At 58.5% G+C, this 16,422-nt stretch carries 16 protein-coding genes; 9 read left to right on the top strand and 7 right to left on the bottom strand.

Annotated elements, in window-relative coordinates:
- Positions 1-167: 167 nt before the first annotated feature.
- Both Q1W15_RS15875 and Q1W15_RS15870 read left to right on the top strand, forming a co-directional pair.
- Positions 168-464 (top strand): hypothetical protein, encoded by a 297-nt coding sequence (locus tag Q1W15_RS15875; RefSeq protein WP_300730135.1) that lies wholly within the window; start codon positions 168-170, stop codon positions 462-464.
- Between the two features lie 199 nt (positions 465-663).
- Positions 664-1,284, top strand: a complete 621-nt coding sequence (locus tag Q1W15_RS15870; protein ID WP_300730134.1) for a flavin reductase family protein — start codon at positions 664-666, stop codon at positions 1,282-1,284.
- Between the two features lie 3 nt (positions 1,285-1,287).
- Here Q1W15_RS15870 and Q1W15_RS15865 read toward each other — a convergent pair whose 3' ends face one another.
- The gene (locus tag Q1W15_RS15865) at positions 1,288-1,521 is read right to left on the bottom strand and encodes a hypothetical protein (RefSeq protein ID WP_300730133.1); all 234 of its coding nucleotides are present in this window, start codon (positions 1,519-1,521) and stop codon (positions 1,288-1,290) included.
- A gap of 41 nt (positions 1,522-1,562) precedes the next feature.
- Complete coding sequence (locus tag Q1W15_RS15860) at positions 1,563-1,892, bottom strand: putative quinol monooxygenase (RefSeq protein ID WP_300730132.1); 330 nt, start codon at positions 1,890-1,892, stop codon at positions 1,563-1,565.
- Between the two features lie 314 nt (positions 1,893-2,206).
- On the opposite strand from Q1W15_RS15860, the gene Q1W15_RS15855 reads away from it, so the two are divergent.
- On the top strand, positions 2,207-3,136 hold the full coding sequence (locus Q1W15_RS15855; protein WP_300730131.1) for an AraC family transcriptional regulator: 930 nt from the start codon (positions 2,207-2,209) through the stop codon (positions 3,134-3,136).
- 54 nt (positions 3,137-3,190) lie between these two features.
- Here Q1W15_RS15855 and Q1W15_RS15850 read toward each other — a convergent pair whose 3' ends face one another.
- Positions 3,191-3,805, bottom strand: a complete 615-nt coding sequence (locus tag Q1W15_RS15850; RefSeq protein ID WP_300730130.1) for an NAD(P)-dependent oxidoreductase — start codon at positions 3,803-3,805, stop codon at positions 3,191-3,193.
- 70 nt (positions 3,806-3,875) lie between these two features.
- Entirely contained in the window at positions 3,876-4,760 is an 885-nt protein-coding gene (locus Q1W15_RS15845; RefSeq protein ID WP_300730129.1) for an MBL fold metallo-hydrolase, read from the bottom strand.
- 317 nt (positions 4,761-5,077) lie between these two features.
- Between Q1W15_RS15845 and Q1W15_RS15840 the strand changes: the two genes are divergently transcribed.
- Positions 5,078-5,245, top strand: a complete 168-nt coding sequence (locus Q1W15_RS15840; protein WP_300730128.1) for a hypothetical protein — start codon at positions 5,078-5,080, stop codon at positions 5,243-5,245.
- Positions 5,246-5,420: 175 nt separating this feature from the next.
- The gene (locus Q1W15_RS15835; RefSeq protein ID WP_300730127.1) at positions 5,421-6,938 is read left to right on the top strand and encodes an MDR family MFS transporter; all 1,518 of its coding nucleotides are present in this window, start codon (positions 5,421-5,423) and stop codon (positions 6,936-6,938) included.
- Positions 6,939-7,416: 478 nt separating this feature from the next.
- Here Q1W15_RS15835 and Q1W15_RS15830 read toward each other — a convergent pair whose 3' ends face one another.
- From Q1W15_RS15830 to Q1W15_RS15820, 3 genes are read right to left on the bottom strand one after another with little or no spacing between them, the layout of a single operon-like run.
- Positions 7,417-8,238 carry an ATPase gene (locus Q1W15_RS15830; RefSeq protein WP_300730126.1) on the bottom strand — a complete coding sequence of 274 codons (822 nt, stop codon included), beginning with the start codon at positions 8,236-8,238 and terminating at the stop codon, positions 7,417-7,419.
- 54 nt (positions 8,239-8,292) lie between these two features.
- Positions 8,293-9,291, bottom strand: coding sequence for an NAD(P)-dependent oxidoreductase (locus Q1W15_RS15825; RefSeq protein WP_300730125.1), 999 nt, complete (start codon positions 9,289-9,291; stop codon positions 8,293-8,295).
- A gap of 52 nt (positions 9,292-9,343) precedes the next feature.
- Positions 9,344-10,237, bottom strand: coding sequence for a LysR family transcriptional regulator ArgP (locus Q1W15_RS15820; RefSeq protein WP_300730124.1), 894 nt, complete (start codon positions 10,235-10,237; stop codon positions 9,344-9,346).
- A gap of 110 nt (positions 10,238-10,347) precedes the next feature.
- Here Q1W15_RS15820 and Q1W15_RS15815 point away from each other — a divergent pair, with 110 nt between their 5' ends.
- The 4 genes from Q1W15_RS15815 (at position 10,348) to Q1W15_RS15800 (ending at position 15,649) form a co-directional block, all read left to right on the top strand.
- Complete coding sequence (locus tag Q1W15_RS15815) at positions 10,348-10,950, top strand: LysE/ArgO family amino acid transporter (RefSeq protein ID WP_300730123.1); 603 nt, start codon at positions 10,348-10,350, stop codon at positions 10,948-10,950.
- Positions 10,951-11,227: 277 nt separating this feature from the next.
- A complete protein-coding gene (locus Q1W15_RS15810; protein WP_300730122.1) occupies positions 11,228-11,824 on the top strand; it encodes a Fe-Mn family superoxide dismutase in 597 nt (198 codons plus the stop codon).
- A 260-nt stretch (positions 11,825-12,084) separates the two neighbouring features.
- The gene (locus Q1W15_RS15805; RefSeq protein ID WP_300730121.1) at positions 12,085-14,136 is read left to right on the top strand and encodes a bifunctional diguanylate cyclase/phosphodiesterase; all 2,052 of its coding nucleotides are present in this window, start codon (positions 12,085-12,087) and stop codon (positions 14,134-14,136) included.
- 160 nt (positions 14,137-14,296) lie between these two features.
- Positions 14,297-15,649: an imelysin family protein gene (locus Q1W15_RS15800; protein WP_300730120.1), complete on the top strand. Its 1,353-nt coding sequence runs from the start codon at positions 14,297-14,299 to the stop codon at positions 15,647-15,649.
- The last annotated feature ends 773 nt before the right edge of the window (positions 15,650-16,422 follow it).

Below are 16,422 nucleotides of genomic sequence, written 5' to 3'. Positions count from 1 at the left end.
ACGATCACAGGCCATTGGCCCATTGGATCCCTTCGGTTATCAGGCGAGCCTTGGGCCAATACATCGATTAAACCGATTGATTAGTGCTATTTTTTGCGCTTTTTAATCAAATTAATCGGCGTAGTCTTTAACCCATACCCACTGCACACCGAAACAGGAACCTCATCATGAAAAGCAAACTCATCATCGCCGCCGCTTTCTCCGCTCTGGCCTTCAACGCTTTTGCAGCTGACGGTTTTGACAGCACTCGCTCAGCGTCTTTCGCTGAAAATGGCTACGACCGCACCGGCTCTGCTGCCTTCGCTGAAAACGGCTACGACCGCACTGGCTCTGCTGCCTTCGCTGAAAACGGTTATGACCGCACTGGCTCCGCTGCCTTCGCTGAAAACGGCTACGACCGCACTGGCTCCGCTGCCTTTGCTGAAAACGGTTACGATCGCACCAAGAGCGCTAACTTCAGCTAACACCTGAGGTTGGCATTCCAGCCCGGCCTCGGCCGGGCTCTGTCGTTTCTGGGGGAAAGGAAATCATCGTACCGCCGAAAAGATCGCGGCCACGCTCGCCCCTGCGAAGCGATTGCCGGATCGGTGGCGCGCGCTTTTCAATCGACGCCAGGCCTTGCACTATAGGAACCTCTAACTCAGTTGTTTGCGGACTCTTGTGATGCCTGACGATATCCACTTTTACGAACCTTCCCAAGGCCACGGCCTGCCCCACGACCCGTTCAATGCCATTGTCGGGCCGCGCCCGATTGGCTGGATCTCGTCTCAGGATGCTGAAGGCCGGCTGAACCTTGCGCCCTATAGCTTTTTCAATGCGTTCAACTACATCCCACCCATCATCGGGTTCTGTAGCGTGGGCCGCAAAGACAGCCTCAATAATATTGAGCAATCCGGAGAATTCGTCTGGAACCTGGCCACGCGCTCACTCGCCGAGGCGATGAACCAAAGCTGTGCAAGGGTTGAGCCGCACGTAAACGAATTTGAACTGGCCGGGCTGACCACCGCCGCTTCACGCATCGTGAGCGTGCCGCGCGTGGCCGAAACGCCCGTGTCGTTTGAATGCAAGGTTTCGCAGATCATTCAGCTCAAACGTGCGGATCAGGCACTGGTACCCAGTTGGCTGATTCTGGGCGAAGTGGTAGCGGTGCACATTGCCAAGCACTTGCTCAAAGACGGGATTTACGACACCGCCGCCGCCGAACCGATTCTACGCGGCGGTGGCCCAGCGGATTACTTCCAGTTGGGCCCTGAGGCCCTGTTCAAGATGTACCGCCCGCAGTAAGCGCTACCAGACCAGCTCGGCGTCCTCGGTGACGCCTTGCAGGTTCTCAAGCTGAGCCGCCGCCGCGTCGTCCGCCAGGCTGGCGGTCTTGAACGTCTGCTCGGGCAATACTTTATGAAAGCGCGGTGCTCCACCTTCATATAAGGCTTTTACCGCAATCGCTGCGTGATAAACGCCCGGTTCGACCGGAACAACAGCCGATACCGCTTCAAACTTGTCAAATTCCCTACGCGCCATGCTTCACATTCCGGCCAGTGAAAAAAACGCATTCTACCCGCTTAACCGGCGCGCATCTGCAAGGGGCTGCTTGCCGCTTCGTTGAAGGTCTGAAAATCCAGGCTATCGACCACCTGTTGCTGCACCAGCACGCTGAACACCTCCATCAAGGGCGAATTGAAATAAGCCTGCATGCTGGGTTCATCCTGCCAATAGCCGGCCACCTGCCACAAAAGCGGGTCACGCTGTGAGTGCTGCACCGTAAACTGCAGGCAACCCGGGGTTTGCAGAGTCGGTTCGATCAACGGCTGCAGGCACGCGTGAACCTGAGCCGAGCACCCGACGCGAGCGCGAACCAGAGTCAAATGACTGACGACAGTGTGCTGGGGCATGGGAGCCTCCACAGAAGAGAGTGGCATTAGGGGGATTCAAAGCTTAAAGCGCCGGGCGGGGGGCCGTTAGTCGATTCCTGCCCAAGGCTTGCACGATTCTGCAAGAACGCCGCCGAGCGAACCGGGTGCACGGCCCCATACCGCTACACGGCGTACCGGCAGTTTGAGCAATAAGGCACGTCTGCGAGGGCGTTTTGCGCGGCAAACCGTGCCCTGTCGACAGGATCAGGCAAGATAACGACAGAAATTGGCTACCTCTGTGTCTTGCACAAACTTAAGCTAGACCCACTCGCCACCCCATGAGGACTCGCCGTATGTCACTGCCGGCGTCATCGCACCCCGTGCTTGATCCCGCCCTGGAGAAGCAGCGCGCGGAACTGGCTGACCTGATCTACCGTCACGCCGATCAGGACGGTACGTTCGATACCCCTATCGAGGCATTGTTTGTGTCGCGATACAGTCAATCCAGCGACTTTTCGCCCAGCCTGGCGCAGCCCGCACTGTGCATCCTGGCGCAAGGCCGCAAGGAAGTGCTTCTGGCCGATGAGCAGTTCGCCTATGACCCACTCAGTTACCTGGTGGTGTCGGTGTCGATGCCCATCAGAGGCCGTGTCGTTGAAGTGTCGCCCGAGCGGCCGATTCTGGCTTTGCGCCTGAACATCGACCCCGGCGAAATTGCCACGCTGATCCGTGATGCCAGCCCCATGGGGGTGCCTTCGCGGCCCGCCGGGTTCGGGCTGTACGTCGAGGCCCTCGACCCGCCCATGCTGGACGCGGTGCTGCGCCTGACACGCTTGCTCGACACCCCGAAAGACATCCCCATGCTGGCACCGCTGATCCGCCGAGAAATTCTGTACCGCCTGTTACGCAGCCCGCAGGGTCATCGGTTGTATGAGATCGCCACTGAAAGCACTCAGACCCATCGTGTCAGCCGCGCCATTGCCTGGCTCAATGGCCATTTCGAGCAACCCTTGCGTATTGATGACCTGGCCCGCGAAGCCAACCTCAGCGTGTCGACCTTGCATCACCGCTTTAAAGCGATCACCGCCATGAGCCCGCTGCAATATCAGAAACAGTTGCGCCTCAATGAAGCGCGGCGCCTGATGCTGATGGAAGGGCTGGATGCCTCGGCGGCCGGGTATCGCGTGGGCTATGAAAGCCCCTCGCAATTCAGCCGCGAGTACAGTCGCCAGTTTGGTGCGCCGCCGGTGCGGGATGTGGCGAGGTTGCGCGCAGCGTTGTAAGCAGAACCGGTAAAACGGCGCCAGGCTGATGGGCAAGCCTGCCGACCGTTTAGCTCAGTAACCGACGGTAAAGCGCTGACGAGAATGCCGGGGGTGTTCGACTTCATCCAGCAGCGCGATGGCAAAATCGGCGAAGCTGATCGCACTTTTACCCTGTTCATCGAATAGCAAATGGTCGGTACCCAAGCGAAATGCCCCGGTGCGCGGCCCTTCGATAAACTCGGCTGACGGCGACAGGAACGTCCAGTCCAGGTCTTTTTCTTGAAGCAGCGTGGCTAAGTATTCGCTGCCCGCCGAAGCTTCTGCCTTGTAGGCGGCCGGAAAGTCCGGGCTGTCGATGACACGGCTACCGTCTGGCAGCAACAACGAACCGGCACCGCCGACAAACAGCAGGCGCTTGACCCCGGCCGCTTTCACAGGCTCAAGGATGGCCCTGGCCGGCAGCGTCGAGAAATGGGCCGCACTCAGCACCACATCGTGACCGGCCACGGCCTTTTGCAAAGCCGAGGCATCGCTGGCATCCACGTCGATGCTCACCACACCGGCACGTTCACCGAGGCGTGAGGCGTGACGGGCAATGGCGGTAACCTGATGACCACGACGCAGGGCTTCCTCCAGCAATTGGCTGCCCGCGCGACCGGTCGCCCCGATAATTGCAATCTTGCTCATGTCGATCTCCTGTTAATTACAGGCGGCGTGAATGCCACCCGGTATTGAAAGCACGTCAGCGCTGGCGAGCTCACCACTGCACTTCGCCCTTGGCGACTTTAGCGCTCAGCGCCAACGAAGAGGCCTCACCCAGGTCGGGGTAACGCTTGGTCATTGCGCCAATCAGTTCATCCGCGTTCTTGGCTTTAAAGGTTTCTTCATCAAAGGCCTTGATGTAGTCGCGGGTGAAACTCACCGCACGCATTGAATGGTCGCTGTCACCCAGGTAATGCCCTGGCACCACGATGTCGGGCTGCAGGCTTTCGATACGCTTCAGTGTGGCCAGCCACTGCTTGTGGGATTGCGGAGTTTGGGTGTCCGCCATCCACACGTGCAAGTTGTCTGCCACCACCACGCCACCGACCACCGCCTTGAGCGACGGGATCCAGACAAAACTGCGCTGCGGCTGACGACCGGTCAGGCCAACGATATCCAGCTCATGCCCTTCCAGGTCCAGGGTGTTGCCCTTCAGCACCTCGGGCACGATCACCGCCCCCGGCACATCGGCCCCCATCTGCGGCCCCCAGAAGGCGAGCTTGGCATCTTTGGTGGCCTTGATATGTTCAACCGTGGGGGCCGACGCCACGACCTTGGCGTGCGGGAACGCCCGGGTTAGGGTTTCCAGGCCAAAGTAGTAGTCCGGGTCACCGTGGCTGATGTAGATCGTGGTCAGGTGTTTGCCGCTGGCACGCACCTTGTCGACAAGCTGTTGGGCCTGAGGCCGGGCAAATTGCGCATCCACCAGAATCGCGTCGTGCTCGCCCAGCACCAATACCGAAGACACCGGGAACATCGCCGTCGCGCCGGGGTTGTAAACGTCCAGGGTCAAAGGCGCGGAAGCCGCAGCCACGTGAGCGGCAAAGCCCAGCGCGACAGCACAGAGGAACAAACGACGAAGGGTTGGGAATACGGTCATGGGCATCCTGGGTCAGAAGCAGCGGTCAGCAATGGAACCAGCTTAGTTGCCCGGCGGCGAACAAAAAAAGCAATGCTTTAACATAGTTTGTTTCAGAAAACGGTCAAACCATGAATCGCCTGACCGCCATCCAGGTGTTTGTCACTGTCGTCGACTTCGCCAGCCAACCGTCTTGGGATCAGAATCTGTAGGAATAATCCCACTGCAAGACCTTCCGGTGTGACCGCTCGTACCGTCACCCGGCCAACCGCAACAGCCTGAGCTAGCCTCAAGGGCGTGAAGTTCTGACTCCGATTGAATCAGGAGGGACGAATGCCATGACCACTCACACCAAAACCACCCTAAAGACGGTGTTTATCGTGTTGGCAGGTGCACTGCTGTTTACGGCAGCGTGCTATCGCGCCGAACAAACGCGCCAAGCCGCCGCAATGGCCGTCAGTTGCAGCGGTGCCCATTGCAGCGCCATGTTCGGCGCACTCCACTAAACCCAACCTGCCCCATGAACTGGCGTACTTCGCCAGCTCATGGGCGGCGCGCGGCCTTTGTAAAAAATGATCGCAGGCTTGCTTACGAGACTATCGAATAGGGGCCTATCGAGTACACTGGGCGGCATTCCGCCACCGGCCTGCCGCCCTGTGGCTCAGCGTCCACAGGTGCTTCGTGACTAACCTGAATCAACCGCCACAGCCCAAACCCGCCATTCGCAGTATTTTAGTCGCCCTGATGCTGGCGATTTTCCTGGGAGCACTGGACCAGACGATCGTGGCGGTCTCCATCCCGGCCATCTCAGCGCAATTCAAAGACGTCAGCCAACTGGCCTGGGTGATCTCGGGCTATATGGTGGCGATGACGGTCTCAGTCCCGATCTACGGCAAGCTTGGCGACTTGTACGGGCGCAGGCGCTTGATGTTGTTTGGCATGGGGCTGTTTACGCTGGCTTCGCTGTTTTGTGGCCTGGCGCAGAACATGGAACAACTGGTGCTGGCGCGGATCATTCAGGGCATTGGTGCAGGCGGCATGATTTCGGTCAGCCAGGCCATCATTGGCGACATCGTGCCGCCCCGTGAACGCGGGCGTTATCAGGGTTACTTCAGCAGCATGTACGCCATCGCCAGTGTTGCCGGGCCGGTGCTGGGCGGCTACATGACGCAATACCTGTCGTGGCGTTGGGTGTTTTTGATCAATTTGCCATTGGGCCTGGTGTCGTGGTGGATCGCCCATCGCACGCTGGTCGGCTTGCCTGTGCCCCAGCGCCGACCGATCATTGATTACTTGGGCACGGTGCTGATGATCGTCGGCCTGACATCGCTGTTGCTGGGCGTTACCTTTATTGGCCAGGGCCACCACTGGCGCGATGATCAAGTGCTGGGCCTGTTGGCGGCGGCGCTGCTCGCGCTGGGACTGTTTGTGTGGCATGAACGCCGCACGCTGGAACCGTTGCTGCCCATGCACCTGTTTGCCAATCGCAACGCGGTACTGTGCTGGTGCACCATTTTTTTCACCAGCTTTCAAGCCATCTCGCTGATCGTGTTGATGCCACTGCGTTATCAAAGCATCACCGGAGCCGGTGCCGACAGCGCCGCCCTGCACCTGCTGCCGCTGGCCATGGGCTTGCCGATGGGGGCTTATTTTGCCGGCCGTATGACCTCCGTGACCGGCTACTACAAACCGATGATTCTGGGTGGTGCCGTGCTGATGCCGTTGTCCATCCTTGGCATGGCCTTCAGCCCACCCAGTGCCGAGTTCGTCAGCGGGGCCTTTATGTTGCTCAGCGGCATTGCGGCCGGGATGCAGTTCCCGACATCGCTGGTGGGGGCACAGAACTCGGTGCAGCAACAGGATATTGGCGTGGCCACCAGCACCACCAACCTGTTCCGCTCCCTTGGCGGCGCGATGGGTGTGGCGTTGATGTCAGCCCTGTTGCTGGCACTGCTGCATGACTCAATCCTTGCGCCAGTCACCGGTCAGCCACTGCTGGGGGAGGGCAGCTCGGGCAATGTGTTATTGGACAGCCTCAATGCGGTACAAGGCCCCGCACTGGAAAACCTGCGCGCGCACTTGCTGACAACCTTCCGCCACTTGCTGATGGTCAGCGCCAGCATTTCACTACTCGGCTTGGCGGCGGCGTTGGCGATGCCCAATCAAGTGCTGCGCGGCCGTGAGGACAAAGCGAAGTAGCCGAAGCAGAAACCGGCCGAGCGTATAAAAACGCGGTGTGTTAGCCCCACCTATCTAGTAGCCGAGGCCAGCGAGGCACCGCAACCTTGAGTGGGCGGTCTGTACACGATCAAAAGATCGCGAGCAATCGAGCGTCGACCGGCCCCTCCTACGGATGGCAGCGTTTGTAGGAACGAGCTTGCTCGTGATCTTTTGATCTGGCTTTTGATCTAAAGGGCCTCCTTAAACCACGCTGGCCGAACGCAGGTTTTGCGCAGTGGGTAACCCGGCACGGCCAGGGACGGCCGATCGCGGCGGGCCCACGGCGTAAAGCCGGAACCTTAAGTAGCCGTGACCGCAGCAATGGATAGGCCGAAGCTTTTAAAGATCAACAGATCGCGAGCAAGCTCGCTCCTACGGGTGGCCCCCCCCTGTCGTCGTTGACGAGCTTTGCGAGGCTACGTCCGCTGCTGAAGGTGTCGTGAAATCAAGCGCAGGGTCAAGGCCGGGGGTTGAGTTGCTTCTGCAGGCTTTGAATCTGGCTTTGCAGGCTGTTGATGTTGCGCGTGACCTGGCCACGGAACACATCAAATTCGGCGTTACTGGCACCCTGCGCAGGGGCCGGGCGGTTTTCCAACTGGCTTTTGAGCACCAGCAGCTCCTGCTCCAGGCGCTCAACCGCCGCGCCGGGATTACCCAGCTTTTTCAAGGCGGCCACCTCGGTGCCTTGTTGGGCGATGCTGGCCTTGAGCGATGACATTTCAGTACTCAGGCCTTTTATCTGGGTTTCGAGCGTGGCCTGGCTTTCTTTCTGCGCGGTGACCTGCATCAAAATCGCCGCATTGATCTGTTCGAAACGGCTGTCCAGCTCGCCCTGCTGCCCGGCCACAGCCCCCTGTTGACGCTTGGCTTGCTCCAGCAGTTGCTCTTCCAACTGTTTGATTTGCAGCTTCAGGGCTTCGCTGCCGGTGTTGAGGGTCGATTCGCTGGCCACGACTTTCCCGGAGATGACCTGCAACCGCCCCGCCGCCTCTTCGCTGATGCGGGCAAAACTTTCCTGAGTCGCCACCAGTTGCTGCTCCATCAGCGACATCTGTTGGAAGCTCCACCACCCAAGCCCTGCAACTGCCAGTACCAGCGCGCAGATCAATGCCCAAAGCGGCCCGGTACCGGGAGCCTTGACCTTAATCACTGGCGTATCACGCGAGTACACCGTGGTGCGCTCACGGGCAGCGGCCGTCGAAACCCGCTCATCGTGATCATGTATGTCAGCACGCAGGGGCGAAATATCGTCAAAATCATCGCGGGCATCATTACGCATGGCAAAACCTTTGTTGGGTCTTAAAGACAGTTTCAAGCGGTAAACACGCAGGCCTTAACGATAAGGCGATTCCTGGGCTTTCCACCACCCGCAAAACTCATCCAGCGCAGCCCACAGGCTGACTTTGGGGTCGTAGTCGAGGGCGTGCCGGGCGCGGCTGATGTCGAGGGTAAAGTCCTTGTCCATGATCTGTACACCTAAACGCGACTGCGAGGGTTCAGGCTGGCCCGGCCACAGTTTGCAGCCCAGCTCGTTGAACGCTGCGCGGGTATAGGCCATGCCGTAGCCACGATAGCGCGTCACTTGCGGTACCTGCATCTGGCGCATGACGTAGTTGATGACATCCCACAGTGGGATCGGGCTGCCATTACTGATGTTGTAAGCCTTGCCCAAGGCCGAGCCCGTGGTCAACAACGCGCTCATGAGCGCCTCACTCAAATTGTGCACGCTGGTGAAGTCCACCTTGTTCAGGCCATTGCCAACAATCGCCAAGCGCCCCTTGCGCTGCTGTTTGATCAAACGGGGAAACAGGCTCATGTCACCGGCACCCGTGACGCTGCGCGGGCGCAAGGCGATGACTTCAAGGCCGAACTCCTGGGCCCCGAAGACTTTCTGCTCAGCCAGGTACCGGGTTTCAGCATAGGGGTGGGCAAAGCGTCTGGGCACCTGATCTTCCGTCAGCCCCTGGTGGGCGCGGCCGTCGAAATACACCGCCGCTGACGATAAATGCACCAGCCGCCGCACCCGCTGCTTGAGGCAGGCCTCCACCACGTTCTCAGTGACCAGTACGTTGTCGCGGAAGAAGTCCTGATAGCGCCCCCACGTCCCCACGTGCCCCGCGCAATGCACCACGGCATCGACATCAACACACAGGTCGCGCACCAGCAAACCATCGGTCAAATCACCCGGGATAAATTCAGCGCCGCGACGTACCAGGTGCTCGACACCTTCGGCTCGCCGCCCGCTGACCCGCACGTCAAAGCCCTGCTCCAGGGCGCAACGCGCAAAGCGCCCGCCAATAAAGCCGCTCGCGCCGGTGACCAGAATCTTCATCAATCACTCCAAATACTGTAAGTCGTGTTACCTGCTGTTTAAACGCTGCCTGTCAGGCCAAAGGCACTAACCAGCGCGCTGCCGAACGGGATAAATGTTCGGTCAGTTGTTCCAGCAGTTGTCCGCCATTGCGCCAATGATGCCAGTACAGTGGCACGTCGATGGGTTTATCTGGCAAAAGCTCCACCAGCGCGCCACTGGCCAATTGTTCACGCACTTGCAGTTCGGGTACCAAGCCCCAGCCCAGGCCCGCTTCGGTGAGGCGGATAAAACCTTCGGACGACGGGCATAAATGGTGTTCGAACCCGCCATCAACACCCAGTGCGGCCAGGTAACGGTGCTGGAGGAAATCATCCGGGCCAAACACCAGAGCCGGCGTCTTGGGCAGCAGCGCGGCGCTCACCCCGTGTGGAAAATGCCGCGCCACAAATGACGGGCTGGCCAGGGCCCGGTACCGCATGGCCCCCAGCAGCCGGCTGCGTGCACCAGCCACCGGCCGTTCGCTGGCACACAAGCAAGCGGCCACTTCACCGGCTCGCATACGCTTGAGCCCTACCGTCTGGTCCTCGACCACCAGGTCCAGCAACAGGTGCTGTTCGGCGCAGAAGTCACCCACTGCGGGGGCCCACCAGGTGGCCAGGCTGTCGGCATTCAACGCGATGCGCAGCCGCTCAGGCAAGCCTTCGTCGTCCAGCGCCGGAACGGCACTTTGCAGGTCGCGCTCCAGCAGGCGTACTTGCTGCACATGGTTAAGCAAGCGGCGACCGATTTCGGTCGGACTGGGCGGCGTGGCACGGATCAACACAGGTTGCCCGATGCGCGCCTCCAGCAACTTGATGCGCTGGGAGATGGCCGACTGAGACAAACCCAGGACCTGCGCAGCGCGTTCAAAACCGGCTTGTTCTACTACAGCCGCCAAGGCTGAAAGCAATTTATAGTCGAACATCAGTTTTCCTAATGAGCGATCAGCAATATTGGTTTTTCTTATACAGCCAAGGGCACGATAATAGCCAGCAGCAAACCTCTATTCCCGCCTGTCGTTGATGAGTAATTCTTATGTGGCAAAGCTACCTTAATGGCCTGTTGGTCGCGTTTGGTCTAATCATGGCCATCGGCACACAGAATGCGTTCGTGCTCGCGCAAAGCCTGCGCCGCGAACACCACCTGCCGGTGGCAGCCTTTTGCGTAGTGTGCGACGCCTTGCTCGTGGCCGCCGGGGTGTTTGGCCTGGCGACGATTCTTGCGCAGAACCCGCTGCTGCTCAGTGTGGCCCGCTGGGGTGGCGCGGTGTTCTTGCTGTGGTACGGCACACAAGCCCTGCGCCGCGCGTTCTCTGACTCCAGCCTTGAGCAATCGGCTGGTCAGACAGCGCGCTCACTTAAAGCGGTGATGCTCAGCGCCCTGGCCGTAACCCTGCTCAACCCTCATGTTTACCTCGACACCGTCTTGCTGATCGGCTCACTCGGCGCGCAGCAAAGTGTTCCTGGTGCTTATGTTATCGGGGCGGCCAGTGCCTCGCTGCTGTGGTTTTTCACCCTGGCGCTGGGGGCTGCATGGCTGGCTCCGTGGCTGTCGCGTCCTTCGACCTGGCGCATCCTCGACCTGCTGGTGGCGGTGATGATGTACGCCGTGGCGTTCCAGTTGATTGTGGTGGGCTGACGCCAGAACGGCGGCGCTTACCCAATCGTCGACCCTCCCCCCTAAAGCCTGCGGGCAAGGCCGCACCCGCCCTGTTTGGCTGGGTTGAAAAACAACCGGGATATTCTTTCAATCACGCTGAAACGTCTATTCCACACAGTTGTCGCGTGGTTATGCGCTGACCCCGGTGCTATGATCCAGCGCTTGCGCCGCAAAGAGTACAAACTCCCCGGCGCGTGTTTGGCCGCCCGTGATCGGCCTTGCGCTTACCGCAACTGACCTGATTAGGAGAATCATCATGGCTTTCGAATTGCCGCCGCTGCCCTACGCACACGATGCCCTGCAGCCGCACATCTCCAAGGAAACCCTGGAGTTTCACCACGACAAGCACCACAACACCTACGTCGTGAACCTGAACAACCTGGTGCCAGGCACCGAGTTCGAAGGCAAAACCCTGGAAGAGATCGTTAAAACCTCTTCGGGCGGTATTTTCAACAACGCCGCACAAGTCTGGAACCACACGTTCTACTGGAACTGCCTGGCACCCAACGCCGGCGGCGAACCGACTGGCGCACTGGCCGAAGCCATCAACGCGGCGTTCGGCTCTTTCGACAAGTTCAAAGAAGAGTTCAGCAAAACCTCCATCGGCACCTTCGGCTCCGGCTGGGGCTGGCTGGTGAAGAAAGCTGACGGTTCCCTGGCACTGGCCAGCACCATCGGTGCCGGCAACCCGCTGACCAGCGGCGACACCCCGCTGCTGACTTGCGACGTATGGGAACACGCCTACTACATCGACTACCGCAACGTACGTCCGAAGTATGTAGAAGCCTTCTGGAACCTCGTAAACTGGAAGTTCGTCGCTGAGCAGTTCGAAGGCAAAACCTTCACCGCTTAAGCCTGACGCCCTAAAAAAAACCGGCCTTGGCCGGTTTTTTTGCGCCGATTAAAAGCGGCCATCGCTCTTCACAAGCGCACAAGCCCAGCTAGTATCAAAGCGTTCAATTTATTTTAACCATCCACTCAAGTTAAAGGAGCAACAGACCGACACATAAGCACAGTGAACGCGCGCCATGATGACACCCCACGTTTCGCACAGTGATCCTGTGAATCCATACGCACGGCATTATCGATCGGTCAGAAACAAGGAATAGCGCTTTGAAGCTGGAATTCAAGCACAGCTTATCGGTCAAGTTGCTCCGCATCGTGCTGCTGTCAGCACTGGTCGTGGGCAGCGCACTCGGTTGCGCCCAAATTGTGTTCAACGCCTATGAAACCCGCCAGGCCGTCGCCAATGACGCCCAGCGCATCCTCGATATGTTTCGCGACCCCTCAACCCAGGCGCTCTACAGCCTGGACCGCGATATGGCCATGCAAGTGCTTGAAGGTTTGTTCCAGGACAATGCCGTTCGCCAGGCGTCCATCGGTAACCCCCAAGACGATGCCCTTGCTGAAAAGACACGGCCCCTGCATGAGTCGTCAGGCCGTTGGCTGACCGATCTGATTTTGGGGCAGCAGCGCACCTACAGCGTGCCGCTGGTGAGCCGCGAGCAGTACAGCGAGTACTACGGTGACCTGAGCATTACGCTCGACACCTCCACCTATGGCGAGAACTTCCTGACCAATGCGGTGATTATTTTTTTCTCCGGCATACTCCGGGCCCTGCTGATGGGGCTGGTGCTGTACCTGGTGTATCACTGGCTGTTGACCCAACCCCTGTCAAAAATCATCCAGCACCTGACCAGCATTAACCCGGACCGCCCCGGCGAGCACGTGATGCCCCCGCTCAAAGGCCACGAGCACAACGAACTGGGTGTCTGGGTCAACACGGCCAACCAGTTACTGGCCTCGATAGAGCGCAACACCCATCTGCGCCACGAAGCCGAAAACTCGCTGCTGCGCATGTCGCAGTACGATTTTTTGACCGGTTTGCCCAACCGCCAACAGTTACAGGACCAACTGGGCAAAACCTTGACCGAAGCCGTTCGCCCCCAGCGTGGCGTGGCCGTGTTGTGCGTCGGCCTGGACGACTTCAAAGGCATCAACGAGCAGTTTGGCTATCAGACCGGCGACGAGTTGCTGCAAGCGCTGACCGACCGCCTGCGTGCCTACAGCGGCAGCCAGGGGGCACTGGCCCGGTTGGGGGGTGACCAGTTCGCGCTGGTTCAGTCGCATATTGAACAACCCTACGAAGCCGCCGAGCTGGCCCAAAGCATTCTGGATGACCTGGAAACGGCCTTTCGCGTGGACCAGCAGAACATTCGTCTGCGCGCCACCATTGGCATCACCCTGTTTCCTGAAGATGGCGATACGTCTGAGCAACTGCTGCAAAAAGCCGAACAGACCATGACACTGGCCAAGAGCCGCTCGCGCAGCCGTTATCAGTTCTATATCGCCAGCGTGGACCGCGAAATGCGTCGACGTCGTGAACTGGAAAAAGACTTGCGCGATGCGCTGCTGGGCAACCAGTTTCACCTCGTTTACCAGCCGCAAATCCGTTACAGCGATCACCATGTGGTCGGCGTGGAAGCCCTGTTGCGTTGGCAACACCCTGAGTACGGCCTGATTCCCCCCGATGTGTTCATTCCCCTGGCCGAAAAGAACGGCAGCATCATCGCTATTGGTGAATGGGTGCTGGACCACGCCTGCAGCCAATTGCGCGAATGGCACGATCAGGGCTTCACCGAGCTGCGCATGGCGGTCAACCTGTCAACGGTGCAACTGCACCACACCGAGCTGCCCCGCGTGGTCAACAACCTGCTGCAACAACATCGCTTGCCACCCCGTAGCCTTGAGCTGGAAGTCACCGAAACCGGCCTGATGGAAGACATCAGCACCGCCGCCCAACATCTGTTGAGCCTGCGCCGCTCCGGGGCCCTGATCGCCATTGATGACTTTGGCACCGGCTATTCGTCATTGAGCTATCTCAAGAGCCTGCCGCTGGACAAAATCAAGATCGACAAGAGCTTTGTGCAGGACCTGATTGACGATGACGACGATGCAACCATCGTGCGCGCCATCATTCAGCTCGGTAAAAGCCTGGGCATGCAGGTCATCGCCGAAGGTGTCGAAACCCTCGGGCAGGAAGCCTATGTGATTAAAGAAGGCTGCCATGAAGGTCAGGGCTACCTGTACAGCAAGCCCCTGAGCGCGCGGGAATTAAGCGTCTGGTTAAAGCAGGCCAGACGTCAAAACGCCCTGATGATCTGAAACCAGCGTCCAGAATCCGTGAAACCAGCCCAAAAAACTGACGTGAATAAGAAATATTTCCAACACTAACCCTTTACAGAAAATGCAAATCTTTCGCATCATGTGGCAGTTTTGCGTGCAGCCGCACGCGGGTCCCACCTCTCGAAGCAGGATTTTCGCCATGATTCGTATGCCCCTGGCCACCGCCAGTCTGCTAGCCATTGCTATTTCACTCGCCGGCTGTGGCGACAAGGACAAGGAAAAAACCGCGGCCGCACCGGCCCCTGCTGCCGCTGCAGCCACCACCGCGGCCACACCGGCCACCGACGTCACGGCCGCAAAAGTGGATGAAGCCGCAGCCAAAGCGGTTGTTGCGCATTACGCCGACATGGTTCATGCCGTTTACAGTGATTCTGAAGCGACAGCCAAAAAACTGCAGACCGCGATCGATGCTTTCCTGGCCAAACCCAATGACGACACGCTGAAAGCCGCCAGACAAGCCTGGGTTGAAGCACGCGTGCCGTACCTGCAAAGCGAAGTGTTCCGCTTTGGCAACACCATCATTGATGAATGGGAAGGCCAAGTGAACGCCTGGCCGCTGGACGAAGGCCTGATCGACTACGTTGACGCCAGCTATGCCGGTGCACTGGGCAACCCGGGGGCCAACGCCAACATCATCGCTAACACCCAGATCCAGGTCGGCGAAGACAAGATCGACGTCACCGAAATCACCCCTGAAACTCTGGCCAGCCTGAACGAGCTGGGCGGTTCAGAAGCCAACGTGGCCACCGGCTACCACGCCATCGAATTCCTGCTGTGGGGCCAGGACCTCAACGGCACTGGCCCGGGCGCAGGCAATCGCCCGGCATCTGACTACCTGGAAGGTGAAGGTGCCACCGGCGGCAACAATGAACGCCGCCGCACTTACCTCAAGGCCGTGACCCAGCTGCTGGTCAACGACCTGAATGAAATGGTCGACAACTGGGCTCCAAACGTGAGCGACAACTACCGCGCCACACTGGAAGCCGAGCCGGTACAAAATGGCTTGCGCAAAATGCTGTTCGGCATGGGCAGCCTGTCGCTGGGTGAACTGGCGGGCGAACGCATGAAAGTGTCCCTGGAAGCCAACTCTCCAGAAGACGAGCAGGACTGCTTCAGCGACAACACCCACAACTCGCACTTCTACGATGCCAAAGGTATTCGTAACGTGTACCTGGGTGAGTACACCCGCGCCGACGGCACGCAAATGACCGGACCAAGCCTGTCTTCGCTGGTCGTGGTCATCGACCCGGCCACTGATGCCACGCTGAAATCCGACCTCGCCGACACCGAAGCCAAGATCCAGGTCATGGTTGACCTCGCCAACAAGGGCGAGCACTACGACCAGTTGATCGCGGCGGGTAACGAAGCGGGCAACCAGGTGGTACGTGACGCCATCGCCGCCCTGGTCAAGCAGACCGGCGCAATCGAGCAGGCTGCAGGCAAACTGGGCATCAGTGACCTGAACCCGGACAACGCCGATCACGAGTTCTGATCAGCAACGTTTGCGTGAGTGAACGATGAGGCGGCCTTAGGGCCGCCTTTTTTATGGAACCCTGAAAAATGAAGAAGCCTGCAGAGCGGATGTGAACCCGCAACACATCAAATCAAACGCCAATAAATCTTCAGGCGATAGATATACACGCCCTTCACCGCATTTAAACTTGATTCAATAAAAGCCCAGAACACATTGAGCAAGGAATAAATAGGGCTATTACCACGACTCCCTTTCACGCAAATGGCTCGCCACTGCTGCTGCCCAATCAAACAATGTCACCGGGACAATATCTCTCGTCTGAAAATGGGCGATTTCGGTTGATACTGCAAGCTGATGGAAACCTGGTTATCAAGGAAAATGAAATCATTGTGTGGGTTGCAGATAGCAACCAAGCTCACAGTAAAACGTTGCATCGCAAGAAAATGCGCGAACCTCTACACTTCGTCATCAGCAATAGTGGCTTTCTATATGATCCGTCTAGAAAACGCTTATGGATTGCTGAAAGCACTCATAGCGTTGATAAATCGCTTTGGTACAACGCATGCATGGTTATTCAGAATGATGGTAGTTTATGATCAACGCACAGGAAATCCATGCTGGGCTCGGTTTGGATTCGTTCCAGGTCGAATGGCAAAAAGAGTATTCAACGTGATCAATATATTGCCTGACGGAGCACCGTTTACTCTATGGGAGTTTTAACCAATCCAAAAAACGATTTCGACATATGACATGCTACACCCTTAATTCTTTAATACTGCCGGAGGGTGCAG

Origin of the sequence: Pseudomonas sp. (assembly GCF_030150285.1) — a bacterium.
Lineage (GTDB): Bacteria > Pseudomonadota > Gammaproteobacteria > Pseudomonadales > Pseudomonadaceae > Aquipseudomonas.
The sequence above is the reverse complement of the archived record's forward strand: the minus strand, read 5'-3'. Positions and strand labels throughout refer to the sequence as shown.